The organism is Streptomyces sp. NBC_00582 (assembly GCF_036345155.1).
Lineage (GTDB): Bacteria > Actinomycetota > Actinomycetes > Streptomycetales > Streptomycetaceae > Streptomyces.
The window spans coordinates 1,400,957-1,422,835 of sequence record NZ_CP107772.1; the positions used below are offsets into that span (position 1 = coordinate 1,400,957).

The following is a 21,879-nucleotide window of genomic DNA, read 5'->3' on the forward strand; positions in this document are numbered from 1 at the left end:
GATCCGATCATAGGGCGGGACGGGTCAGGAGGACGGCCGGTCGCGGTAGGCGATGCGGGCGAGGTCGTGGACCTCGCCGACGGTGCCCCATTCGTTGCGGCCGAGCCGGGACAGGGGCCGCAGCCGCCGTATGTCGGGGTGGCCGTCGACGACGACGTCCTCACGTACGGCGGCGTGCACCACCTGGCCGAGGACCAGGGTGGAGTCGCCGATGCCGAGGGTGGAGTGCAGCCGGCACTCCAGCGCCACGGGTGAGGCGGCCACCCGGGGCGGCTTCACCCGCAGCGAGGGCTCGCGGTCGATGCCCACGGCGTCGAACTCGCCCTGGTCGGCGGGGAAATCGGTGCCGGTGGCGTTGATCTGCTCGAGGAGCGGCTCGGGCGCGAAGTTGACGACGAACTCGCCGGTGGCCTCGACGTTGCGCAGGGAGTCCTTGCGGCCGACGGAGGTGAACTGGACGATCGGCGGGTCGGTGCAGGCGACGGTGAAGAAGGAGTGCGGGGCGAGATTGGCGGTGGTGCCGTCGGCCGACAGGGTCGACACCCAGGCGATCGGCCGGGGGACGACGACGGCGGTCAGCAGCCGGTAGAAGGCTCCCGCGCCCAGGGACTCGGGATCGAGGTCAACGCGCATACCGGCCACCCTACGGCGCCGTCGTCGGCCCAGGTCATCCCACGTCCCACAGGAACCGGTGGGTGTGGATCGCGAAATAGGGGAAGGACTGGACGCCGCTGACGCCCTCGACGAGCCGCACGGTGTCGTTGACGAAGTCGAGGAGGTCCTTCGCGGTGGCGCCGACCACCTCGGCGAACAGGTCGAAGCCGCCCGAGGTGAGCACCGAGTACACCACCTCGGGGTGGGCGGCCAGCGCGTCGGCGACGGGGCGCGGGTCGCCGTCGACGGTGATGCCGAGGAGCGCCATGGCCTGGCCGCCCATGGCCATCGGGTCGGTGACGCCGACGACCTGGACGGCACGGGAGTCCAGCAGCCGTTGCAGCCGCTGGCGGGCGGCGGAGGCGGACAGGCCGACCCGGGGGCCGAGGTCGGCGTAGGCGATGCGTCCGTCGGTCTGGAGTTCGCGCAGGATGGCCCGGTCGATGTCGTCCACGTCGCTCTCCTCGGGGGTCAGCCGGCCAGTTCGGCGAGGGCGGCGGCGAACAGGTCGGTGTGGGTGTCGACGTCCTGCTCGGTGGTGTCGGGGCACATCAGGGCCATGTTGTGGAACGGGGTGAGGAGGATGCCCCGGTTGGCGAGGTACAGGTGGAGGAAGTCCTCCAGCTCGGTGTCACCGGCGGCCGCCGCCTCGGTGCCGGTGCGGGGCGCGGGGTCGGTGAAGCGGTACTCGGTGCGGGCGCCGAGGCGGCTGACGGACCAGGGCAGGGCATGGGCGTCGATGCCGGCGCGCACGCCCGCCTCGAAGCGCTCGGACAGCTTGTGCATATGGGTGAACGCCTCGTCCGTGAGGACGTGTTCGAGGGTGGCGCGGGTCGCGGCGACGGAGAGCGCGTTGCCCGCGAGGGTGCCGCCGACCCCGCCCATGTCGACGAGGTCCAGGTCGCCGCGGCCCAGCAGCCGGTCGGCGAGCTCCGCGGAGAGGCCGTAGGCGCCGGCCGGGATGCCGCCGGCGATGGCCTTGCCGATGGTCAGCACGTCCGGCTCCAGATCCCAGGCGGCGGTACAGCCGCCCGGTCCGGCGGAGAAGGTGTGCGTCTCGTCGTTGATGAGCAGCGTGCCGTACCGGCGGGTGAGCTCGCGCACGCCCTCCAGATAGCCGGGCTCGGGCAGGACGATCCCGATGTTGGTGAGGGCGGGTTCCATGAGGACGGCAGCCACGTCGCCGTGGGCGAGTTCGCGCTCCAGATGGTCCAGGTCGTTGAACTCGGCCACCCGGCTGGTGAGGGTGACGTCGCAGGGCGCGCCCACGTTCCCGGGGCGGGCGGCGCCCCGGCCGTCGGGGCCGGTCACGATCAGGGACTCGTCGACGCTGCCGTGGTAGCAGTAGCTGTTGAACAGGATCTTGGGGCGGGCGGTGACGGCCCGGGCGAGGCGGATCGCCCAGCGGTTGGCGTCGGTGGCGGTGAGCGCGAAGCTCCAGCGGGTCGGGCCGAAGCGGCGGGTCAGCTCCGCGCCGACCCACTCGGCGTCCTCCGTGGGCAGCATCGCGGTCGCGCCGCCGAGCGTGGTGAAGCGGTGCTGCACTGCCTCGGCGACGGCGGCGGGCGAGTGCCCCGCCATGGCGCCGGTGTCACCGAGACAGAAGTCGATGTACTCGTGCCCGTCGACATCGCGGACCCGGGCGCCCCGCGCGGACTCCAGGTACCGGGGGAAGGCGCCGGCCGTCTTGTTCATCCAGGTCATCGGTACCCGGCCGAACAGATGCTCGGCACGTGCGTAGGCGTCCCGGGAGCGGGGGTTGCGCCGCTCGGCGTCCGCGCTCTCGCGAGCCAGGAGATGACGCAGTCGGGCACGGTCCATGGCACATCCCTGGTCGAGTCGGACGACTGAATGCGGCAAACCTACGGCCCTCAGCGCGGCGAAGGCAAGCATTCACGCTCGATTCGATTGCTGCCACACTCGAATCGAGCGTCGATCTTTTCATCCCTCCCCCCGTACGGGGCTGGTCAGGGCGGCTTCCATGCGCGATCATGAACGGTGGTGAACCGGTCGTCGCGGGCCCCTCCGAGGGCACGAGAGACGAAGGTCACGAATACGTATCGGACATTTAACGCTTCAATCTTCACACCAGTCACACAAGTTGGTTAGGTTGACGCCAGACCGCACGATCGACTCCGGCGCACACCGCCGGGTCCGGCGGCCCAACCGCCCGGCAGGGCACTGAGCTTGGGGCACCCCTTCGCGGGGTCGCCCGGATCCGCAGGCGGGCACGGCCCGGCGGAGCACGGAAGGAGTACGTCTTCCATGGCGATGGAGGTCGGCGAGCCGAGCCGGGCGGAGATCCAGCAGGCGGTCAACGCGCTGTACGACCGGGCGGAGAGCGACACCGGGAAGTACAACGTGACGCGCGCGCAGTCCGGTGGCCGCCGCTCCGGTGTCTCCCTGACTCGCGACGGACGCGCGTCCGACCCGTCGACCGAGGCCATGGCCCGCAAGTGGTTCGACGGAGCGCGCAACAGCATCGGCCCCACCGTGGCCGCGGCCCTGCCCGCCGACCGGATGCCGGCCCGTGCCATCGGTGGCCCGGCCGCTCCCCGGGTCCCCAAGGAGCTGGAGGAGGCGTTCGAGAAGCGCGCTCCGCGCGCGCTGGAGTCGGGCCGACGGCTCGAACTCGAGGCGCCCGCACGGCAGGTCCCCGAGCTCCCGGCGCGGGCCGTCGCCGCGCTGCCCCCGGCGCCGGGGCCCACGGCGCCTCCGCAGGCCCCCGCGGCGCTGGAGCCGGCCCAGCCCTCGCCCGCGGCGACGATGGCGATGCCGATGGTCTCGCAGCAGATGGCGGCACAGCCGATGGCCGCCCAGGGGATGATGGCGCAGGGGATGGCGCCCCAGGGGATGGCGCCTCAGACACCGGCACCTCAGCCGACGGCGGCTCAGACGATGGCGGCTCAGACGATGGTGCCGCAGCAGATGGCGCCGCAGGCGATGACGGCTCAGGCGACCGTGCCGCAGCAGATGGCGCCGCAGGCCGTGGCGCCGCAGCAGATGATGCCTCAGGCGCCGCAGGCGTCTCGGCCCATGACGGGGCAGCAGCCCGCCGCGCCCGCGCAGGCCATGGTCGCGCAGCCCATGGCGACCCAGCGGATGAGACCTCCGGCCACCCCCGTGGCGAGACCCGGGGACACCGCGGAGCAGCAGGCGTACCGTGCCGAGGCCACGGCCGCCTGGACGGGCCAGGGCACCTCCACGCAGGCCGTCCTGAACTCCGACACGGGCCCTCAGCCGGTGGTGAGCGGCACGGACGGGATGCCGGAGGCCAAGATCATGACTCCGGGGGCCGGCAAGGCGGCGGCGCGTGGCGCCAGACCCGCGCCCGCCTTCCCGAAGTCCGAATTCGGCACGCCCAAGCCCGCGTTCAGCTTCCCGATGCCCGAAGTGGACCCCACCACCGGCACGTTCATCCTTCCCGACTTCGACGCCCCGCCGTCCGCACCGACGACCGGCGCCTCCGCCCCGCAGGCGGGCCCGGGCACCGGTTCGTTCGGCTTCCCGATGCCGGACGCGGGCACCGCCACACCGGCCCCGGGCACGCCGATGCCCCAGGCGGGCCCCGGCACCGGCTCCTTCGCCTTCCCCATGCCGGACGCCGCCGCCCCCGCGCCGACTGCTCCGATGCCCCAGAACGGCCCCGCGAGCGGTTCGTTCAGCTTCCCCGTGCCCGACGCCACCGCCGCCACGCCCGCTCCGGGCACCCCGATGCCCCAGGCGGGCCCCGACAGCGGCTCGTTCACCTTCCCCATGCCGGGTGCCGCCACGCCCGCCGGCGGTACGCCGGTCCCCGGGGCCGGTGCTCCCGGCGCGGTCTTCCCGCCGTCCGAATTCGGGGTCGCCCAGGCCCCGTTCAGCTTCCCGTACCCGGAAGCGGCTCCGGCCGGGCCCGCCGTCGGCGCGCCGATGCCCCAGAGCGGCCCGGGGACCGGCTCGTTCGCGTTCCCCATGCCCGACGCCGTGGCGAGCACTCCCCCGGCCGGTACGCCGATGGCCCAGGCCGGCCCCATGACCCCGCCGTCCGGTGTCCTCATGCCCCAGGCGGCCATGGCCGCGCCCGGCATGGGTTTCCCCGCCCCCGAACTCGTGGGTGCCGCTCCCCTGGCGGCGCCGATGCCGGGTGCGGCGGCCCCGATGATGCCGGGCATGGCCGCCCCGATGCCGGGCATGGCCACCGCCGCCGTGCCGGGCGGGCCCGTGGCCGCGGTGCCGGGCGCCGTCGGCCCCACGACCGGCTTCATCGCGGCGCCGATGGGCATGGCCGCCGAGCCCGCTCTCGCCGCTTCCGCGACCGCCCCGATGGCGATGCCCGCCCCGGCCGCCGCGCCCATGCCCACCGCGGCCCCCATGCCCGCCGCCGCGCCCATGCCGGCCCCCGTGACCGTCCCCGCTCCCGCCGGTCCCACCTTCGCCGGCACCGGCACCGGCTATCTCGGCAAGGCCGACAAGGCGTTGGCCTTCGCGCGGGCGCAGATCGGGCGGCCCTGTCTGCCGGGCGCGACGGGACCGGAGTCGTACGACTGCTCCAGCCTCACCCAGGCCGCCTGGCGCGCCGCCGGCGTCACACTGCCGCGGGCCGCGATCGACCAGGCGAAGGCGTTCACCCGGGTGGGCCTCGATGAACTCCGCCCGGGTGACCTCGTGTTCTTCCACGACGACCTGAGCCATGTCGGCCTGTGCACCGACGGCGGCATGATGATCCACGCCCCGGGTCCCGGCGCGGCCATCCGCGAGGAACCCGTCATGGCGGTCGGCGAGGGCACGGTCCGGGGCGCCGTACGGCCCGCGTGAGGTGACCGACCGTAGCCCCGGCGTTCCCACGGCCCGGCGCGCGTGGCCGAAAGCAGGGCATCGCGGAGCCCGTCGCTCCCCTCACACTGGCGTTGCGGTGTGAGGGAGGAGGTCCGGTGGCGGACGAGCGGGAGAGCGTGCGCAAGGTGGACCGGGGGTCCGCGCCGCCCGGCTGTCCGGTGAGCCGTGCGGCGGACGGCAGCTGGGTCGTGCGCGGGTACGCGGCCGCCCGGGAGGTGCTGCGCAGCACGGAGACCGTCCAGGCGGGTCTCGGGATCGAGACCGTGGAGAAGCTGCCGCGGCGCGTCCGCCGGCCCGTGCTGTACCAGGACGGGCCGGAGCATCGGGAGCAACGCCGACAGACCGCGCGGTTCTTCACCCCCCGGCGGGTGGACGAGCACTACCGCGCGCTCATGACCCGCGTGGCCGTGGAGCAGGTGGCGGCGCTGCGGGCGGCCGGGACCGCGCAGGTGGCCGACCTGGGCTTCACCATGGCGATCGAGGTGGTGCGGGAGATCATCGGGCTCACGCACAGCCGCCCGGGGCTGAAGCGGCGGCTGGAGCGGTTCTTCCCCGAGGAGTTCGGGCGGCCGGGGCTGACCAGCGCGCGGGGTCTGTACTGGCTGGTGCGGGGGAACGCGAACTGGCTGGCGATCCATCTCGGCGACGTCCGCCCGGCGATCCGCGCCCACCGGCGCCGCGAGCGGGACGATCTGATCTCACATCTGCTGGCCGAGGGCTGCTCGGAGGCGGAGATCCTCGGTGAGTGCCTGACGTACGCGGCGGCGGGGATGGTCACCACTCGGGAGTTCATCTGTGTGGCCGCCTGGCATCTGTTCGCCGATCCGGGGCTGCTGGAGCGGTACCGGGCGGCGGCGGAGCCGGAGCGGCTGGCGCTGCTGCAGGAGATCCTGCGGCTGGAGCCTGTCGTGGGGCGACTGGCCCGCCGGACCACCGCGCCCGTGACGGTCGGCGGGACACCGGTGGCGGCCGGTGAGCTGCTGACGGTGCATGTGGACGAGGCCAACGCCGATCCGGCGGTGGTGGGCGGCGGTCCGTGTCTCGTGCGTCCCGGCCGGGCGATGGAGCTGGGCCCGGGTGCGGCCGGGCTCGCCTTCGGGGACGGTGCCCATCGCTGTCCGGGCGCCCCCGTCGCCGTACTGGAGGCGGACGTCCTGCTCAGCCGGCTGTTCGCGCTCGACGGGCTGCGGATGACGGGCGTACCGCGTGTCTCCTTCAAGGAGGAGATCGGCGGTTACGAGATCAGGGACCTGACGGTGACCGTCCCGGCGTGAGCCGTGGGGGCCGCGTCAGCGCAGTGCGGAGCCGGTGCGTGCCTGCGCCCTGCGGGCGTTGTTGTAGGCGCGCAGGAGAAGCTTGGAGACCGCGCAGGGCGACCTGTCGACGTGGCACTGACGGCAGGTGCGGGTGTGCTCCTCGTAGGCGGCTCGGGCCTGGTACAGAGCGTCCTCTGAAGAGGGCATGGGGGGTCCTCCGAACGATACGACGGGTGGTCGGGGGCGGACCTACTCACGAGTAGGCCCACGACGAAGGAAAGTGGACCATGTTACTCACGGTAGCGGAAAATGGGATTCCGGCCGTTTCGGGGGCGGTTCCCGCTCACCTGGCGTGAACCGATCACCGTCTGCCCGCCGATTCACCCGTCGGACCCGCCCGGAAGTGCGAAAATGCCCGGGATCCGCTCACCACGAGGCAAAGGGGCCGACTTGGCAGGCGAGGACGACGGGCGGCGCGCGGCGGCGGTGTTCGACGCGCTGGGCTCCGGCTACGAGAAGGCGTTCGCGCACGCGGAGGCGCACCGCAGGTCCCTGGAGTGGCTGCTCGGGCGGCTCGCGCCGGGCAGCAGGGTCCTGGACGTCGGGAGCGGCACGGGCCGGCCGACGGCGGAGACCCTCGTGGCGGCGGGGCACGAGGTGCTCGGGGTCGACGTCTCCCCGGTCATGGTCTCGATCGCCGAGCGGCAGGTGCCCGGGGCGAGCTTCGTCTGCGCCGACGTGCGGGATCTTCCGCTGGACGAGGGCTCGTTCCACGCGGTCTGTGTCTACTTCTCGCTGCTCCAGATGGACCGTGCCCGGCAGTCGGCGCTGATCGGGCGTCTCGCGCGGGCCCTGCGGCCGGGTGGCAGTCTGGTGCTGGCCACCGTGCCGCTGGACGTGGAGGGCGTGGACGCGGTGTTCATGGGGCAGCCGGTCCGGGTCACGAGCTTCGCCGGGGAGGATCTCGTCGAGGTGGTCCGGGCGGCGGGACTGACGGTGCTGGCCGAGGAGGACACCCTGTTCACCCCCGACCATCCCCAGGCCGTGCCCGAACCCCACCTCTTCCTCTGCTGCGGCAGGAGCTAGCGCCGCGGCCTGCCGGGGCGCCAGGCCGGGGGCTCAGCGCTGTGCGTGGCCCGCGAGGGCCAGGACCAGGGCCGCGGAGCCGGTGCCGAGGAGCGCGCCGGCGATGACGTCGCCCGGATAGTGCACACCGGTGTGGACCCGGGAGTAGCCGACCGCGCAGGCGAGCGCGCCCAGCGGGACGGCGGCGACCGGGAGCGCCGGGCCGACGGCGGCCGCGAAGGCGACGGCCGAGGCGGTGTGCCCGGACGGGAAGGACGCCGACTCCGGCATGGGGACGTGCCGGCCCGGGAACGGCGAGTCCTCCGAGCGGTGCGGCCGCCGGCGCCGTACGAGCCGTTTGCCGACCAGGTTCGCGGTCGTCGAGGCCACCCCGATGGCCGCGACGCCCAGCACGGCGGCACGGCGCGAGCGGCCGCCGCACAGGGCCAGTCCGGCGGCGACCGCGAAGGACAGCTTGGAGTGGTCGGCGGCGGCGGACAGCCGGCGCAGCGCGGTGTCCAGGGTGGGGGTCCTGGTGATGGTGACCGTCTCGTAGAGCGCCTGGTCGAGGGTGGCGAGGTCGCGGACCAGCGGCGGGGTGGTGAGCTTGGGCAGGCGGTCAGACATCGTAGGCATCCTTGATCGTCCGGGGGTCGTGATGGCCGAGGGCGAGGCGCACGATGCGCCGCCAGTCGACCGTCGGTGGCGCGTAGGCGGCGCCGGGGCGGTGTCGGGGCACCCGGACCCGGAGCACGCTGGGCCGTACGGTGCACACCACCGGGGTGGGCAGTTCGAGCGCCTCGCCGTCGACGGCCACCGAGATACGGTCCCGGTCGGCGTCGACGACCACGCGGTGCGGCGCGAGGGTGGTGATGCCGCTGGCCCGTTCCCCGAGCAGGGCGAGTTCGGCGGCCTGGGCGGCGCCCTCCACGCGGACGCCGATCACTCCGAGCCGACCGGCGTCCAGCCGGGGCCGGCGGCCCCCGCCGAACGGGTCGGCGCGGGCGTAGGCGTTGTTGCTGACCAGGACCGCCTGCGGAGCGTGCAGGACGATGTCGTCCGCGCGGACGTCGAGGGTCGGTCCGGCGGCGCCCTGCAGCAGGTCGGGCAGGTGTTCCAGGGCGGTGGCGGCCTTGGCATCGCGGTACTCGGGGCTCTGCACGATCTCCGCGTACGCCCCGAAGGAGACGGTGTTGACGAACGCCCGCCCGTCGACGTCCCCGAGGTCCACGCGCAGTTCCACCCCGTGGGTGAGGGCGTCGAGGCTGAGCGCGGGGTCCGTGCGGTCCAGGCCGAGGTCCATGGCGAAGTGGTTGCGGGTGCCGGCGGCGATGACCATGAAGGGCACGTCGTGCTCGGCGGCGACCGCCGCGACGAGCGCCTGGGTGCCGTCGCCGCCCGCGACGCCGAGCAGGTCCGCGCCCTCGGCGACGGCCTTGCGGGCCTCCACGACCGGGTCGGTCCAGCCCTCGCCGGTGCCGAGCAGCACCACCTTGGCGCCCAGCGCCTCGGCGCGCGCGACGAGGCCGTACTTCTCCACCTTTCCGCCGCCCGACCGCACGTTCATGATCAGGACCGGTCGGCGGGGCGGCGGGACGCGTCGGCCGTGGGTGCCCTTGGGGCGGCGCAGGCTGCGCAGCGACTGACGGGCCGAGGCCAGGGCGGCCCCCCACAGGGCGAGGGCGCCGACCGCCACCACCCACAGCCCGGAGGTGGCGTACAGGACCAGCACGCCCACGGGCGAGGTGACGGCGAGCACCCCGCCGAGGAACCGGGCGCCGCCCCGGTGGGCGAGCATCCACCAGACGCCGGCCCCGGCGAGGGCGAGACCGGCGAGGCCGGTGAGCAGGACGACCCAGCCGCCGGACCCGGCGCCGCCGGCCACGACCGCCGCACAGCCGAGGACGAGGACCAGGGCGAGCCGGGCCCATCTGCGTGCGCGGGCGACGGCGTCCTTGGCCGTCATGCCCGCGGTCCACTTCGAAAGCGTCTCGTTCACTGTGCGCCCGCCATGCTCCGAGGTCCCCCCGATGTGTCTGGACAGCAGTCGGTCAATTGTCCATGGCACAGCAATCAGCTGCGCCATCCGGGTCGTTGGGGGGCTCCAGACGGCAGAAGCAGGACGCCCGGACGGGTACGTCGGCGAGGGCGGCGGCGAACTTGAGCTGCTGGGCGACGATCCGGGCCTCCGCGTCCTTGCCCTGGCGCACCAGGCACTCGTGGAAGCCGTGCAGGGACCAGACGTTGCCCGGGTGCTGGGACGGGCGCGGCAGGGTGTCGTCGAGCCCGAGGTCGGCCCGGTACACGGCCTCCGCCTCCGCGACGCGGCCCTGTTCCAGGAGCAGGGCGCCGTAGGCGTGCCGGGTGGGCTGCATCCAGCCCCACGGCTCGTCGTACGGCAGGCTGTCGTCCAGTGCGATGGAGCGTTCGAGGGCGGCGAAGGCGAGGTCGTGGCTGCCCTTGCGGTAGGCGAGCTCGCCGTCGAGCATCGCGGAGGCGATCGCGAGGATGTCGGCGCAGGTGTTGTTGAACAGCATGCGGGTCTCCTGCACCCGTCCGGCCGCCGCCCGGAACAGCGCGCGTTCGGACTCGGCCTCCGCGACCCGCCCGGTGGCGGAGAGGGCGACCCCGCGGGCGTAGCGCAGCAGCGCGGTCGTGAAGCTGTAGAGGTCCGGGTCGGCGGGGAGCGGCAGGGCGAGGATGTCGGCCCAGCGGCCGAAGCGGATCAGGACGTGGAACCGCATGCCGAGGAAGGCCTCCAGCCAGTCGGCCATGGGCGGGCTCTCCACCCGCAGCAGGTCCTCCGGGATCGTGGCCTCCAGACGGTCCACGGTCTCCAGGGCCGTCGCGCACCGGCCGAGGAACATCGCGCCGTAGATCTTGAAGTGGAGGTCGTGGCACCGGTACAGCGTGTAGAAGTTCATCGGGCCGGAGCGGGCCAGGACCTTCTCGTCGGCGGCGATCGCCGCGGTGTTGTCGGTGACGACCCGCCGGTAGTCGCCGCACAGCACGTCCAGGTGCGAGGGCATGTGCTGGAGATGCCCGGCGTCCGGCACCAGCCCGCGCAGCCGGTCGGCGACCCGGAGGGCGGCCTCGGGGGCGGGCGACATCTCCATCAGGTGGATATAGAAGTGCAGGACACCGGGGTGCACGGCCGCCGCCGGGTCGGTGAGCGCCCGGTCGAGCACCTCCTGGGCCTCCCGGGTGCGGGCGCCCTCGGCGGGGCGGCCGGTGCGCACGTCCCAGAGCTGCCAGGGGGTCAGGTTCATCAGGGCGTCGGCGTAGAGCGCGGCGACGTCGAGGTCGTCGGGGGCGAGAGCGTGGACGGCGCGCATGGCGTCGGCGTACGGCTCGTTCCACACCGCGCAGTCGGGCGCCGGCCGGGGCTGCGGATAACGGGCGCGCAGCGCGCCGATCAGCGCCCGTTCCACGGGGGTGGCGCCGGCCGCCCTGGCGTGGGCCAGCTCCACGGCCGCGTGGGTACGGGTCACGGTCCGCTCGAGGTCCTGGTCGTCGAAGAACTCCCAGGGCTTGTTGTAGTTGGGGCCGAGGGCGTAGGCGATGCCCCAGTACGCCATCGCGCAGCCGGGGTCGGCCCGGGCCGCCGCCTCGAAGCAGACCACCGCCTCCTCGTGGTGGAAGGCGTACGACCACACCAGCCCTCGGTCGAACCACCGCTGGGCCTGCGGGGAGGAGGTCGTCACGGGCCGGCCATGGGCGCCGAGGTCGTAGTAGTCGACGTCGTCGGTCCGTACGGCCCCGTCCCCGTCCGCATTCACGTACTCCACGGATTCCATGGTGCTCCCATCGTCGCGCGGCGGCTCGAGCGACGTATACCGCGCGGGCCGGGGGCGGGGCGGTGGCTTCGGGCGGGAGCACCCGTACGGGGTGAGGGGCCCGTCGGCGCTGCGACGGGCCCCACTTCCGTGATCCGGTGTCTCAGGCGGTGCGGCGGACGTTCCGGTAGAGCACGACGAACCCGGCGATCACCAGGAGGCCGCCGCCGGCCGCGGGCCACAGGTTGCCGCCGGTCTCGGCCAGGCTGCCCGAGACGGCCTGCGGCTCGGTGACGTTGCCGGTTCCGGCCGGGGGCCGGGCACCGCTGTCGACGGGTGCCCGGGTGTCGTCGCCGGCCGGTGCCGGGTTCCCCGCCGGGGCGGTCGCGGCGGTGCCGACCTCACCGGCCGGCCGGCCCGCCGGCTTGTCCGCGGGCTTGTCCGCGGCGGGCTTGTCCGCCGGCTTCTCGGCGGGGGCGGAGACGGCCGCCTTGGGCGAGTCCACGTCGGGCCTGGTGTCGTCCCGGGTGTCCGTGCCGGCCGAGGCGCCGCCGTTGCCGGTGCCGCCCTTCTCGGGCTCCGTGCCGGCGGGCTCGGTCGCCGGGACCTCGGGGGCCTGGGACTGGGCTGGGGGCTGCTGGCCGCCGTCACCGGTGTCGTCGTCCGAACCGCCGCCGTAGCCGCCGTTCGCCCCGCCGCCCTGACCGGCCCCGTCACCGGAGCCGTTGTCGGAGCCGTCACCCGCGCCGTTGCCGGTACCGCCGCCCGACCCGTTCCCGGAACCGTCGTCCGAGCCGTCGTCACCCGTCCCGGCGCCGCACGTGCGTCCCTCGTTGATGCAGTCGACCATCTGCCGCATCAGGTCCTCGTCGAAGACGTTGATGAAGTCGCCGTGGTCCGTCACCGGCTTGTGGAGCTGCTCGGGGAACGAGTCCACCGCGAACAGCGGCGTCGTACGGCCCCCGTCGCCGAGGCTCGGCGCGTCGACGTCGTAGACGATGCGCTGCACAAGCTGCGGGATGGCCTCGAAGCCGGACGGGCAGGTGCCGTCGGGGGCGGCGAAGGCCACGTGCGTGCGGTGGTTGGCGCTGTCGATGTTGCTGCCGTCCCAGCAGCTCTGGAAGCGGAAGGTGCGCACCACGTCGCTGCCGGACGGGCACAGCGGGTACTTGTCCTTGAGCTGCCGGTCCTCGAAACCGGTGCAGCTCCAGGAGGCGTTGGCGTTGGCCGGGCCGTTGACGAAGGCCTTGGCGTCACCCGTGATAATGCGCAGCAGCCGGGGCATCTCGGTGACCTTGGACACCGGGTTGCCGACGAAGGTCAGCGTGACGTCCTTCGGGGTGACGATCTCGCCCGCGTTGCCCTCGACGCCGCCGCCGGGGCTCTTGGCGTCCTGCTCCTGCGTGCCGTTCTGCAGCCGCAGGACCGGCCAGTAGTACGTGGACCTGTCGCCCTGGTCCACACAGCTCGTCTCGGCGTTCGCCAGGTCCTCGTCGGAGGCGAAGGCGGTGTTCGACTGGTTGCCGATGTAGTCGTGGAAGTGGTGGGCGCCGTTGCTCACACCGGGGGCGACGATCACGTTGTCCGAGTTGAACAGCCCGTTCTCGTTCACGCCGCAGCTCGTGACGAAGGTGCCGCGCGAGGGGCCCGAGCGGGGGTCGGGGAGCTGCTGGGTGGCCGCGACCCCGGTGATGTCGACGTAGTCCCCGGCGACGGGACCGTTGCCGGCCTGCCCGCCGTTGCCCTGCTGACCGTTCTGACCGGGCTCCTGAGCCGAGCCCTGTCCCTGGCCTGCGTTCTGCCCCTGCTGCTGCCCCTGCTGCTGCCCCTCCTGGCCGCCCTGCCCCTGCTGCTCCTGCTCCTCGGTGACGCGCAGGGAACAGGCGGCCAGGGAGTCCAGGCCGTCCGGGCGGTCGCCGTCACGGTCGATGGCCTCGGCGATCCGGCCGATCGTGGCGCCCCGCTTCTCCTTCAGGGGGTTCATCACCGCGTTGTCGGCGAAGCCGGGGTCCTGGCGTACCGCCTGCGCCTGATCCTGGAGTTGCTGGTAGGCGGCGGCTATCTGCTGGTCCAGGGCGGCGAGTTCGCGGTCGACCTCCTGCCTGGCGCCGTCGGGGACGCTGGTGAGGCCGGTGCCGACGTCGGGGCAGTCGATGGTGACCGAGCCTCCACCGGTCAGCTCGACCGTGTCGCCGTTGGAGGTGGCCGAGGCGTAGACGTTCACCGCCATCAGCCCGCCGCCGCCGAGGATCAGGGCGACCGCGGCGAAGGTCGCCCGCCGTCCGCCCGTCGGGCGTCTGCGTCTGTTCTGTACCAAGGAGTGCTCCTACGCGAGTTCGTCGTCGTCGGCGGCCTGGGCATGAAATCCCCCGGCCCTATACGCGGAAGGGCGCAGGAGTGTTCAACCGACCCACGAATTCATAGCAAGATCTCAGGTGGACCCTCCCGGCCGGGTCTTCGGTGCCGCGGCGGGCAGGAACACCGGCGTCCCGAAGAGCCGCCTGAGCCGGGCCCGTTCGTGGTAGAGGCCCAGGGCGACGGCGGCGGCGACGGCTATCAGATGCTCGCGGCCGGCCAAATTGGGCTTGGCGATCGACTCGACCACCATCGAGCCTCCGGTGAGGAAGAAGACGACGGGGGCGCGGCGCACCACCGAGAGGTAGGTGAACAGGCCCACGACGGCGGCGGACGGGCCGGTGTCGAGCACCTGCCCCGCCTCGGGCGGCAGTCCGAGCCCCCACCAGCCGGGCCCCATCGCGATCATCACCCGCACGGTGAGGGTGCCGGCCAGGGTGGCGGCGTAGGCGACGGCGAGTGTCCTGAGCCGGCCGAGGGCGAGTTCGGCGAGGGCGAAGGCCAGGAAGAGCTGGGTGATGCCGGCCCACACCGGAAGGTCGAGGGCGGGGACGTACAGGGAGATCGGGGTGCGCAGGAGGGCGAGCCACAGCGGGAGGTCGCCCTGGACGCCGCCGACGATCCGCACGGCCGTCTCCCCGGCCGGGTGTTGCGCGATCGCGTGGAAGAAGATCACGCCGCCGCAGGCCACGAAGGCCAGCAGCAGCGCCGAGGGGCCACGCCGGCGCAGCTGCCGGAGGGGGTCGACGACGATGCCGTACAACTCGTCGCGCAGCGTCCGGCCGACGAACGCGGCGGCCCGGAGCGGGGCACCGCGGCGCCGTCCGCCCGCGCCGTCCCCGGCCTGGCCGGTGCGGCGCCCCTCCACTTCTGGACGCAGGATCACCAAGGGGTCCCCCAAGTAAGCTCGTCGCAACAACTCCCCCTCCCGTGCGCGCGGTGGGATCGCCGCACGTCACCGGCAAGGGACGCCACCCCGGCGGGTCGGCCGGTGTCGCTCCTGTGAAGACGCCGGGAGGGCCCGCCAGGATCACTCCGACGCGCACCGCGACTGCGGGCATCCGCACGACGACGCACCGTCACCGGCGCTCACACGTGCGGTCGGCTCCCCGGCTCCTGCCGCGGGAGCGTCTGCGCCGAGCCCGGCAGGATGGGCGCGGGCAACGTGGCCACCGCCTCCTGCGCCCGCGCCAGTCGCTCGGCGGTGTCGTCGGGCAGGCGGGGTGCGAGCGGGCTGGGGCCGTACGCCACGCTCGTACAGCTCGGAGCCCGGCGGGGCGTCGCGGAACGCGGCGAACTGTTCCAGCAGGTTGCAGGCGTAGTCGTCGTCCTTCTGGGACACCTTCCAGCTGATCCCGGCCGCCTGGAGCCGCTCGGCGTACGTCATCCAGCGGTAGGGCACCGCAGCGGTGTTGTCGGTGACCGGACCGCGAAGACCGAGCGGCCGGTGTCGAGGGTGAGCGCGTCGGGGTCGGCGAAGCCGCGCACACCGGACAGGGTGCCGAAGTAGTCGTCGAACGAGCGGTTCTCCCGCATCAGCAGGACCACGTGCTCGACGTCGGCGAGCGAGCCGCGCCGGGGCGCTCCGGCGGCGACGGCCCGGCGCACGCCCGGCGGGAGCAGGGATCGGCGGGAGCAGGGACAGGGCCGCGGCCCCGCCCAGCGCGCCGGCTGCCGAACCGAGGAGTCCGCGGCGGGTCGGCTCGGCCACGGTGCCCCCCTGTCGAGCGGTGTTCCCGATAGGGCCATGGGTGCCCGGTCGGCCGGGGAAGGTGACGGAAGGTCAGCCGCCCTCACCCGAAGGCCTGAACCGGGCCTCGGCGGAGCTCGGCCGTATTTCGGTACGGGACCGCTGACCTCGCGCGTTACAGTGCACGACCGACGTCGAGAGGAGACCGCGCGGTGCGCCACGGGGTGGGGAACGGACGGCGGGGGCTGACCCTGGCCGTCACGCTGACGGGAATGCTGACGGCCCTGGTGACGGGCTGTGCCGGCGAGGACGGCGAGGCGGAGTCCGCGGGGGCGGCGGTCGCGCGGCGCGGGGCGAGCGTCGGTGCGGCCGGGTCGGCCTGCCCGCTGCCCGTCACCTTCGACGTCGCCGAGTCCTGGAAGCCGAAGGCCGTCGACGCCGAGGCGGAACGGGACGGGGTGAGCGAGGAGCTGGCCGGTCTGGCCGACGCGTTCCTGCGCCAGGGCCCCGTCACCATGGCCTGCGAGATCGACGCCAAGCCCGCCGGGAACATCGGCTTCCTCCGGGTGTGGACCGGCGAGCCGGGTGACGCGGACTCCCGCGCCGTCCTGGAGGGCTTCGTGGCCGCCGAGCACGGCGCGGGCCGGGAGAAGTACCGCACCTTCGCTTCGGGCGACCTCACCGGCACCGAGGTCGAGTACGTCACCCCCGGCGGCGGCAAGGAGACCAAGCCCGCCCACGCCCTCGCGGTCGTCACCCCGGACGGCCCGGTCGTCCTGCACCTGGGCGGCCTGGACAGCGAGGAGCACGAGGAGATGCTCCCGGCGTACGAGCTCGCGAAGAAGACCTTGCGCGCGACGGCCTGACGCCACCGCGACGCGCCCCGCTCCCGGGTCCGGATGCACATCCCGCCAGGTGTGGCGCATTCTTGCTGTGTCGCCCACGCGGCGGCGCACGGACGAGGTAGGGCCGATGACTGGGAGCGCCGGGGACGAGCGGAGGCCGTCCGGGCCGCCGCCCGCGCTGCTGACCGCGGCTGCGGTCGACGCGCTGCGGGCGGCGGACGGGCGCGCCGGGGGCGTGTACCTGTGCTCCCGCGTTCCGGAGACGATGCGGCTCGCCGTGCTCGCGGGGCTGCCCGGCCGGCTGTTCCGGCCCTGGTGGCGGGTGCACATGGACCGGCCGTTCCCGGTGGTGGACGTCCAGCGGACGGGCGTACCGGTGGTGCTGGCGAACGCGACGGAGGCGATGCGGCGGTATCCGCAGCTGGCGGCGGGGCTGCCGTTCGCGTTCGGTTCCCTGTACGTCCCGGTCGCGGCACGGGGGCGGTCCTTCGGGGTGCTGATCGTGCTGCGGGCGCCGATCGCCGACGCGGCGGAGGCGCTGGCCGGGCGTGAGCGGCTGGAGCGGGTGGCGGAGGGCCTGGCGGTGGAGCTGCTGCGGCTGGAGGCCGAGGGCGCGCCCGCCACCTGGGACGAGGAGCCGGTGTGCGTACGGCCGCCGGTCGCGGGGCCGGCGCCGGGGCGGGTCGGCCGGTTCTCCTGGAACCCCGGGTCCGACACCGTCGTCGCCGACGAGCGGGCGCGGGCCCTGTTCGGGCTGCCGCCGGGGGACGTACCCGGCACGCTGGAGGCGCTGGCGAGGGCCGTGGACCCCACCGACGCCCACCGGCTTCCCGAGCTGCTGAGGGAGACGGCGCGGGGCAGCCCGCCGCCGTTGCCGCTGGAGGTGCGGACCACGGAGGGCGGGCTGCGGCTGCTGGAGCTGTGGGCGGCGGCCGAGGGGCCGTCCGGGTCCGTCACCGGCGTCCTCCTCGACCCCGGTGCGGGCGCCCTCTCCGACGGCGCCGCCGATCTGCTGCCGGAGGGCGTGTTCTGCGTCGACCGGCTGGGGCTGATCGTGTACGCCAACGCCCGGGCCGCGCACTTCCTGGGCGTGGACCACGCCGAGCTGACCGGCCGGCTGCTCTGGGACGCCGTGCCCTGGCTGAACCAGACGACCAGCGAGGAGCATCTGCGCGGTGCGCTGCTGTCGCCGGAGCCGGTGCACTTCCATGTACGGCGGCCCGCCGACGGTCCGCGGGTCTTCGAGGGCGACTGGCTGAGCATCTCCGTCTACCCCGGCGCGGACCTGCTGACCTGTACCGCCGTCCCGGCGAACCGGGTGCCGTCCGACGGGAGTCCCGAACCGGTCGACACCGAGGTCCCGGCGCCGGACCCGGCCGCGCAGACCGCCCCGCTGTACCGGCCGATCGTGCTGGCGATCGCGCTGACCGAGGCGGTGACCGCCCGCCAGGTGTCGGCGGTGGTCATGCAGGAGCTGCTGCCCGCGTTCGGCGGCCGGCGGCTCGCGATCTACCTGCTCCAGGAGCGGCATCTGTACCTCGCGTGGGAGAGCGGTTTCCCGGAGGGTTTTCTCGCTCCGTTCGAGGGGGTGGGCCTGGACGCCCGGCTGCCCGGCGTGGAGACGCTCACCACCGGCCGTCCGCTGTTCTTCGACTCGATGCAGCAGCTCGCGGCCGCCTACCCCGGCATCGAACTGGACGCGACGCGGGGCGCCCGCGCCTTCCTCCCGCTGATCGCCTCGGGCCGGCCGGTCGGCACCTGCATCCTCGGCTTCGACGTGCCGCGCGCCTTCAGCTCCGAGGAGCGCACGGTCCTCACCGCGCTCGCCGGGCTGATCGCCCACGCGATGGAGAAGGCCCAGCGCTACGACACGGAGGCGGCCCTCGCGCGCGGGCTGCAGCAGGCCCTGCTCCCCCGGCGGCTGTCGCAGCACGCGCGTGTGGAGACCGCCGGGCGCTATCTGCCGGGCACCGAGGGCATGGACGTGGGCGGCGACTGGTACGACGTCGTGGAGGCCGGCGAGGGCCTGGCGCTGGTCATCGGGGACGTCCAGGGGCACGGGGTGCAGGCGGCGGCCACCATGGGGCAGCTCCGCAGCGCGGTACGGGCGTTCGCGCTCGGCGACCATCCGCCGCAGGAGGTCATGTCCGGCACGAACCACCTCCTCATCGACCTCGACCCCGGCCAGTTCGCCAGTTGCTGCTACGTCCGCCTCGACCCGGCGACCGGCCGGGCGCACGCCGCCCGGGCCGGCCATCTGCCGCCGCTGCTGCGCCACCCCGACGGCCGTACGACGACGGTGGACCTGCCGGGCGGGGTGGTCCTGGGGGTCGACCCGCGCGCCCGGTACCCGGTGACGGAACTGCGCCTGGAGCCGGGCGCGATCCTCGCGCTCTACACCGACGGGCTGGTGGAGCGGCCGGGGCACGACATCGACGAGGGCATCGCCGCCCTGCGCACGGCCCTCGCCGAGGCGGGTGACGGGGCCGGGCGCTCCCCCGGCCGCTACCTCGGGGAGGTCGCCGACCGGCTGACCGCCTCGGCCCGGCAGGCGGCGGACCGGGCCGACGACATCGCGCTGTTGCTCGCCACCCTCCCCACCCACCCCGAAGATCACGCTGGGAGAGCGTGACCGACCCGCCCCGTGACCCTGTGTGACGCCTCTCGCCTCAGGGGGCCGGGCAGTGTAGGAATGGCACATGGCACGAGTCCTGGGGCGCCCGAGTGCCCGGCCGGCCCGTCGTCCCCGGGGCCCGGGCAACCGGCGTGCGCCCGAATCGGCCCTGGGCGGGCGCAGTCTCGCGGCGCAGGTGTTCGTCCTGCAGGTGGCGATCGTGCTGCTGCTGGTCGTGGCGGCCGTCGTGGCGCTGCTGCTGCAGGTGCGGCACGACAGCACCCAGGAGGCCCGCAACCGCTCCGTCGCCGTCGCCCAGACCTTCGCCAACTCCCCGGGCATCGTGGAGGCCTTGCGCAGTCCCGACCCGACGGCGGTGCTGCAGCCGTCGGCGGAGGCCGCCCGCAAGGCGGCCGACATGGACTTCGTCGTGGTGATGAACACCGACGGCATCCGCTACACCCATCCCAAGCCGGACCGCATCGGCAAGAAGTTCGTCGGCAACTTCCAGCCCGCGCTGGACGGCGGGGTCGTCGTCGAGGAGGTCGACGGCACCATCGGGCGGCTGGTGCAGGCCGTCGTCCCCGTGAAGGCGCCCGACGGGACGGTCGTGGGGCTGGTGTCGTCCGGCATCACCACCGAGCACGTCGGCGGCAACGCGGACCGTCAACTGCCCCTCGTCCTCGGCACCGCCGCGGTGGCCCTCGCCCTGGCCACCGCGAGCACCGCGCTGGTCAGCCGGCGACTGCTGCGGCAGACCCACGGCCTCGGGCCGCGCGAGATGACGCGGATGTACGAGCACCACGACGCGGTGCTGCACTCGGTGCGCGAAGGGGTGATCATCGTCGGCGAGGACGGCGAGCTGCTGCTCGCCAACGACGAGGCGCACCGCCTGCTCGATCTGCCGCCGGACGCGGAACGCCGTCAGGTGCTGGACCTGGGCCTCGATCCCGGCACGGCCGAACTGCTGGCGTCCGGGCGGATGGTCACGGACGAGGTGCATCTGGTCGGCGACCGGCTGCTGGCGATCAACCAGCGGCCCACCGATCTCACGGGCGGCCCGGCGGGCAGTGTGGCCACACTGCGCGACTCCACGGAGCTGCGCGCCCTCTCCGGCCGGGCGGAGGCGGCCCGGGAGCGCCTCGACCTGCTGTACGCGGCGGGCGTGGGCATCGGTACGAGCCTGGACGTGACCAGGACGGCGGAGGAGTTGACGGAGCTGGCGGTGCCCCGGTTCGCGGACTTCGTCACCGTCGATCTGTTCGACGCGGTCCTCGCCGGGGAGGAGCCGGAGGCGCGGGGCGCGCTGCGGCGCACGGCGATGGGCGGGGTCCGCAAGGGTTCCCCGCTGTACGCGGTGGGCGAGCGGATCCGGTTCGTGGACTCGGCGCCGCAGGCCCGCGCCCTGGCGAACACCCGGGCCGTGCTGGAGGCGCGGCTGGCGGAGGCGCCGGGCTGGCGCGCGCAGGATCTGGAGCGGACCGAGCAGATCGTGGAGTTCGGCATCCACTCGCTGATCACGGTGCCGGTGCGGGCGGGCACGCTGGTGCTGGGCGTGGTGAGTTTCCTGCGGTCGGAGCGGCCCGAGCCGTTCGACCCGGAGGAGGTGGCCCTGGCGGAGGAGTTGGTGGCGCGGGCGGCGGTCTCCATCGACAACGCGCGCCGCTTCACCCGGGAGCACGGCATGGCGGTCACCCTGCAGCGCAGTCTGCTGCCGCGCACCCTGCCCGAGCAGAACGCGCTGGACATCGCCTACCGCTATCTGCCGGCGCAGGCCGGTGTCGGCGGCGACTGGTTCGACGTGCTTCCGCTGTCCGGGGCCCGGGTGGCGCTGGTCGTCGGTGACGTCGTCGGGCACGGGCTGCACGCGGCGGCCACGATGGGCCGGCTGCGCACGGCGGTGCACAACTTCTCCGCGCTGGACCTGCCGCCGGAGGAGCTGCTCGGGCTGCTGGACGAGCTGGTGACCCGGATCGACCAGGACGAGGCGGCGGACGGGGCCCATGGCCCGGTGTCCGGGGCGACCTGTCTGTACGCGATCTACGACCCGGTGTCGCGGCGGTGCACGGTGGCGCGGGCGGGGCATCCCCCGCCGGCGCTGGTCCACCCGGACGGCCGGGTGGAGTACCCGGACGTACCGGCCGGGCTGCCGCTGGGCCTCGGCGGGCTGCCGTTCGAGACGGCCGAGCTGGAGCTGGCCGAGGGCAGCCGGCTGGTGCTGTACACGGACGGGCTGGTGGAGGACCGGCAGCGGGACATAGACACCGGTCTGGAGCTCCTGCGCACGGCCCTGGAGCGCAGCGCCGGCGGAACGCCGGAGGAGGCCTGCCGCAGCGTCCTGGACGCGCTGCTGCCGGCCCGCCCGAGCGACGACATCGCGCTGATCGTGGCGCACACGCGGGCGCTCGGCGCGGACCGGGTCGCCGAGTGGGACGTACCGGTGGATCCGGCGGCGGTGGGCGAGGTGCGGGCGGCGGTCGTGCGGCAGCTCGGAGTGTGGGACCTGGAGGAGCTGTCCTTCACGACCGAGCTGATCCTGAGCGAGCTGGTCACCAACGCGATCCGCTACGGCATCGCGCCGGTCCGGGTCCGTCTGCTGCGCGACCGCACGCTGATCTGCGAGGTGTCCGACGCGAGCAGCACCTCGCCGCATCTGCGGTACGCGGCGATGACGGACGAGGGCGGTCGCGGACTGTTCCTGGTGGCACAGCTCACCGACCGCTGGGGCACCCGGTACACCCCCACGGGCAAGGTCATCTGGGCGGAACAGCCGCTGCCGTGAACGGGGTGGACACGATCACTGGCT

Annotated in this window: 16 protein-coding genes and 1 pseudogene; 6 read left to right on the forward strand and 11 right to left on the reverse strand. The window is 74.1% G+C overall.

The genetic code is table 11. The features are described from left to right. Positions 1–24: 24 nt before the first annotated feature. From OG852_RS05725 to OG852_RS05735, 3 genes are read right to left on the reverse strand one after another with little or no spacing between them, the layout of a single operon-like run. Positions 25–633, reverse strand: coding sequence for a flavin reductase family protein (locus OG852_RS05725; RefSeq protein WP_330347265.1), 609 nt, complete (start codon positions 631–633; stop codon positions 25–27). Positions 634–667: 34 nt separating this feature from the next. Further along, complete coding sequence (locus tag OG852_RS05730) at positions 668–1,108, reverse strand: Lrp/AsnC family transcriptional regulator (RefSeq protein WP_133915998.1); 441 nt, start codon at positions 1,106–1,108, stop codon at positions 668–670. A gap of 17 nt (positions 1,109–1,125) precedes the next feature. After that, positions 1,126–2,475 (reverse strand): transaminase, encoded by a 1,350-nt coding sequence (locus OG852_RS05735; protein ID WP_330347266.1) that lies wholly within the window; start codon positions 2,473–2,475, stop codon positions 1,126–1,128. 444 nt (positions 2,476–2,919) lie between these two features. Here OG852_RS05735 and OG852_RS05740 point away from each other — a divergent pair, with 444 nt between their 5' ends. Both OG852_RS05740 and OG852_RS05745 read left to right on the forward strand, forming a co-directional pair. Continuing rightward, positions 2,920–5,451, forward strand: coding sequence for an NlpC/P60 family protein (locus tag OG852_RS05740; RefSeq protein WP_330347267.1), 2,532 nt, complete (start codon positions 2,920–2,922; stop codon positions 5,449–5,451). Between the two features lie 116 nt (positions 5,452–5,567). Beyond that, on the forward strand, positions 5,568–6,746 hold the full coding sequence (locus OG852_RS05745) for a cytochrome P450 (protein WP_330347268.1): 1,179 nt from the start codon (positions 5,568–5,570) through the stop codon (positions 6,744–6,746). A gap of 15 nt (positions 6,747–6,761) precedes the next feature. On the opposite strand, the gene OG852_RS05750 is transcribed toward OG852_RS05745, so the two are convergent. After that, positions 6,762–6,935 carry a hypothetical protein gene (locus OG852_RS05750; RefSeq protein ID WP_166663669.1) on the reverse strand — a complete coding sequence of 58 codons (174 nt, stop codon included), beginning with the start codon at positions 6,933–6,935 and terminating at the stop codon, positions 6,762–6,764. Positions 6,936–7,139: 204 nt separating this feature from the next. Between OG852_RS05750 and OG852_RS05755 the strand changes: the two genes are divergently transcribed. Further along, positions 7,140–7,814, forward strand: coding sequence for a class I SAM-dependent methyltransferase (locus tag OG852_RS05755; protein WP_330347269.1), 675 nt, complete (start codon positions 7,140–7,142; stop codon positions 7,812–7,814). A gap of 33 nt (positions 7,815–7,847) precedes the next feature. Here OG852_RS05755 and OG852_RS05760 read toward each other — a convergent pair whose 3' ends face one another. From OG852_RS05760 to OG852_RS05790, 7 genes and pseudogenes are all read right to left on the reverse strand, one after another. Beyond that, a complete protein-coding gene (locus OG852_RS05760) occupies positions 7,848–8,420 on the reverse strand; it encodes a phosphatase PAP2 family protein (RefSeq protein ID WP_133915994.1) in 573 nt (190 codons plus the stop codon). Beyond that, positions 8,413–9,759, reverse strand: coding sequence for a diacylglycerol/lipid kinase family protein (locus OG852_RS05765; protein ID WP_330347270.1), 1,347 nt, complete (start codon positions 9,757–9,759; stop codon positions 8,413–8,415). The genes OG852_RS05760 and OG852_RS05765 overlap by 8 nt, the downstream gene beginning before the upstream one ends. 85 nt (positions 9,760–9,844) lie before the next feature. Beyond that, positions 9,845–11,581 (reverse strand): hypothetical protein, encoded by a 1,737-nt coding sequence (locus OG852_RS05770; RefSeq protein WP_330347271.1) that lies wholly within the window; start codon positions 11,579–11,581, stop codon positions 9,845–9,847. Between the two features lie 151 nt (positions 11,582–11,732). Next, positions 11,733–13,799, reverse strand: a complete 2,067-nt coding sequence (locus OG852_RS05775; RefSeq protein WP_330351404.1) for a DUF1996 domain-containing protein — start codon at positions 13,797–13,799, stop codon at positions 11,733–11,735. Positions 13,800–14,000: 201 nt separating this feature from the next. Continuing rightward, positions 14,001–14,810 carry a hypothetical protein gene (locus tag OG852_RS05780; RefSeq protein WP_443064506.1) on the reverse strand — a complete coding sequence of 270 codons (810 nt, stop codon included), beginning with the start codon at positions 14,808–14,810 and terminating at the stop codon, positions 14,001–14,003. A 203-nt stretch (positions 14,811–15,013) separates the two neighbouring features. After that, positions 15,014–15,175, reverse strand: a complete 162-nt coding sequence (locus OG852_RS05785; RefSeq protein WP_330351639.1) for a hypothetical protein — start codon at positions 15,173–15,175, stop codon at positions 15,014–15,016. After that, positions 15,147–15,635 (reverse strand): annotated as a pseudogene (locus OG852_RS05790) (alkaline phosphatase family protein); the annotation flags it as partial. The pseudogene OG852_RS05790 and the gene OG852_RS05785, both read right to left, overlap by 29 nt. 191 nt (positions 15,636–15,826) lie before the next feature. Between OG852_RS05790 and OG852_RS05795 the strand changes: the two are divergent. From OG852_RS05795 to OG852_RS05805, 3 genes are all read left to right on the forward strand, one after another. Continuing rightward, a complete protein-coding gene (locus tag OG852_RS05795) occupies positions 15,827–16,480 on the forward strand; it encodes a lipoprotein (RefSeq protein WP_443064507.1) in 654 nt (217 codons plus the stop codon). A gap of 106 nt (positions 16,481–16,586) precedes the next feature. Continuing rightward, positions 16,587–19,091, forward strand: coding sequence for a SpoIIE family protein phosphatase (locus tag OG852_RS05800; protein WP_330347272.1), 2,505 nt, complete (start codon positions 16,587–16,589; stop codon positions 19,089–19,091). Between the two features lie 67 nt (positions 19,092–19,158). Further along, complete coding sequence (locus OG852_RS05805) at positions 19,159–21,855, forward strand: SpoIIE family protein phosphatase (protein ID WP_330347273.1); 2,697 nt, start codon at positions 19,159–19,161, stop codon at positions 21,853–21,855. The last annotated feature ends 24 nt before the right edge of the window (positions 21,856–21,879 follow it).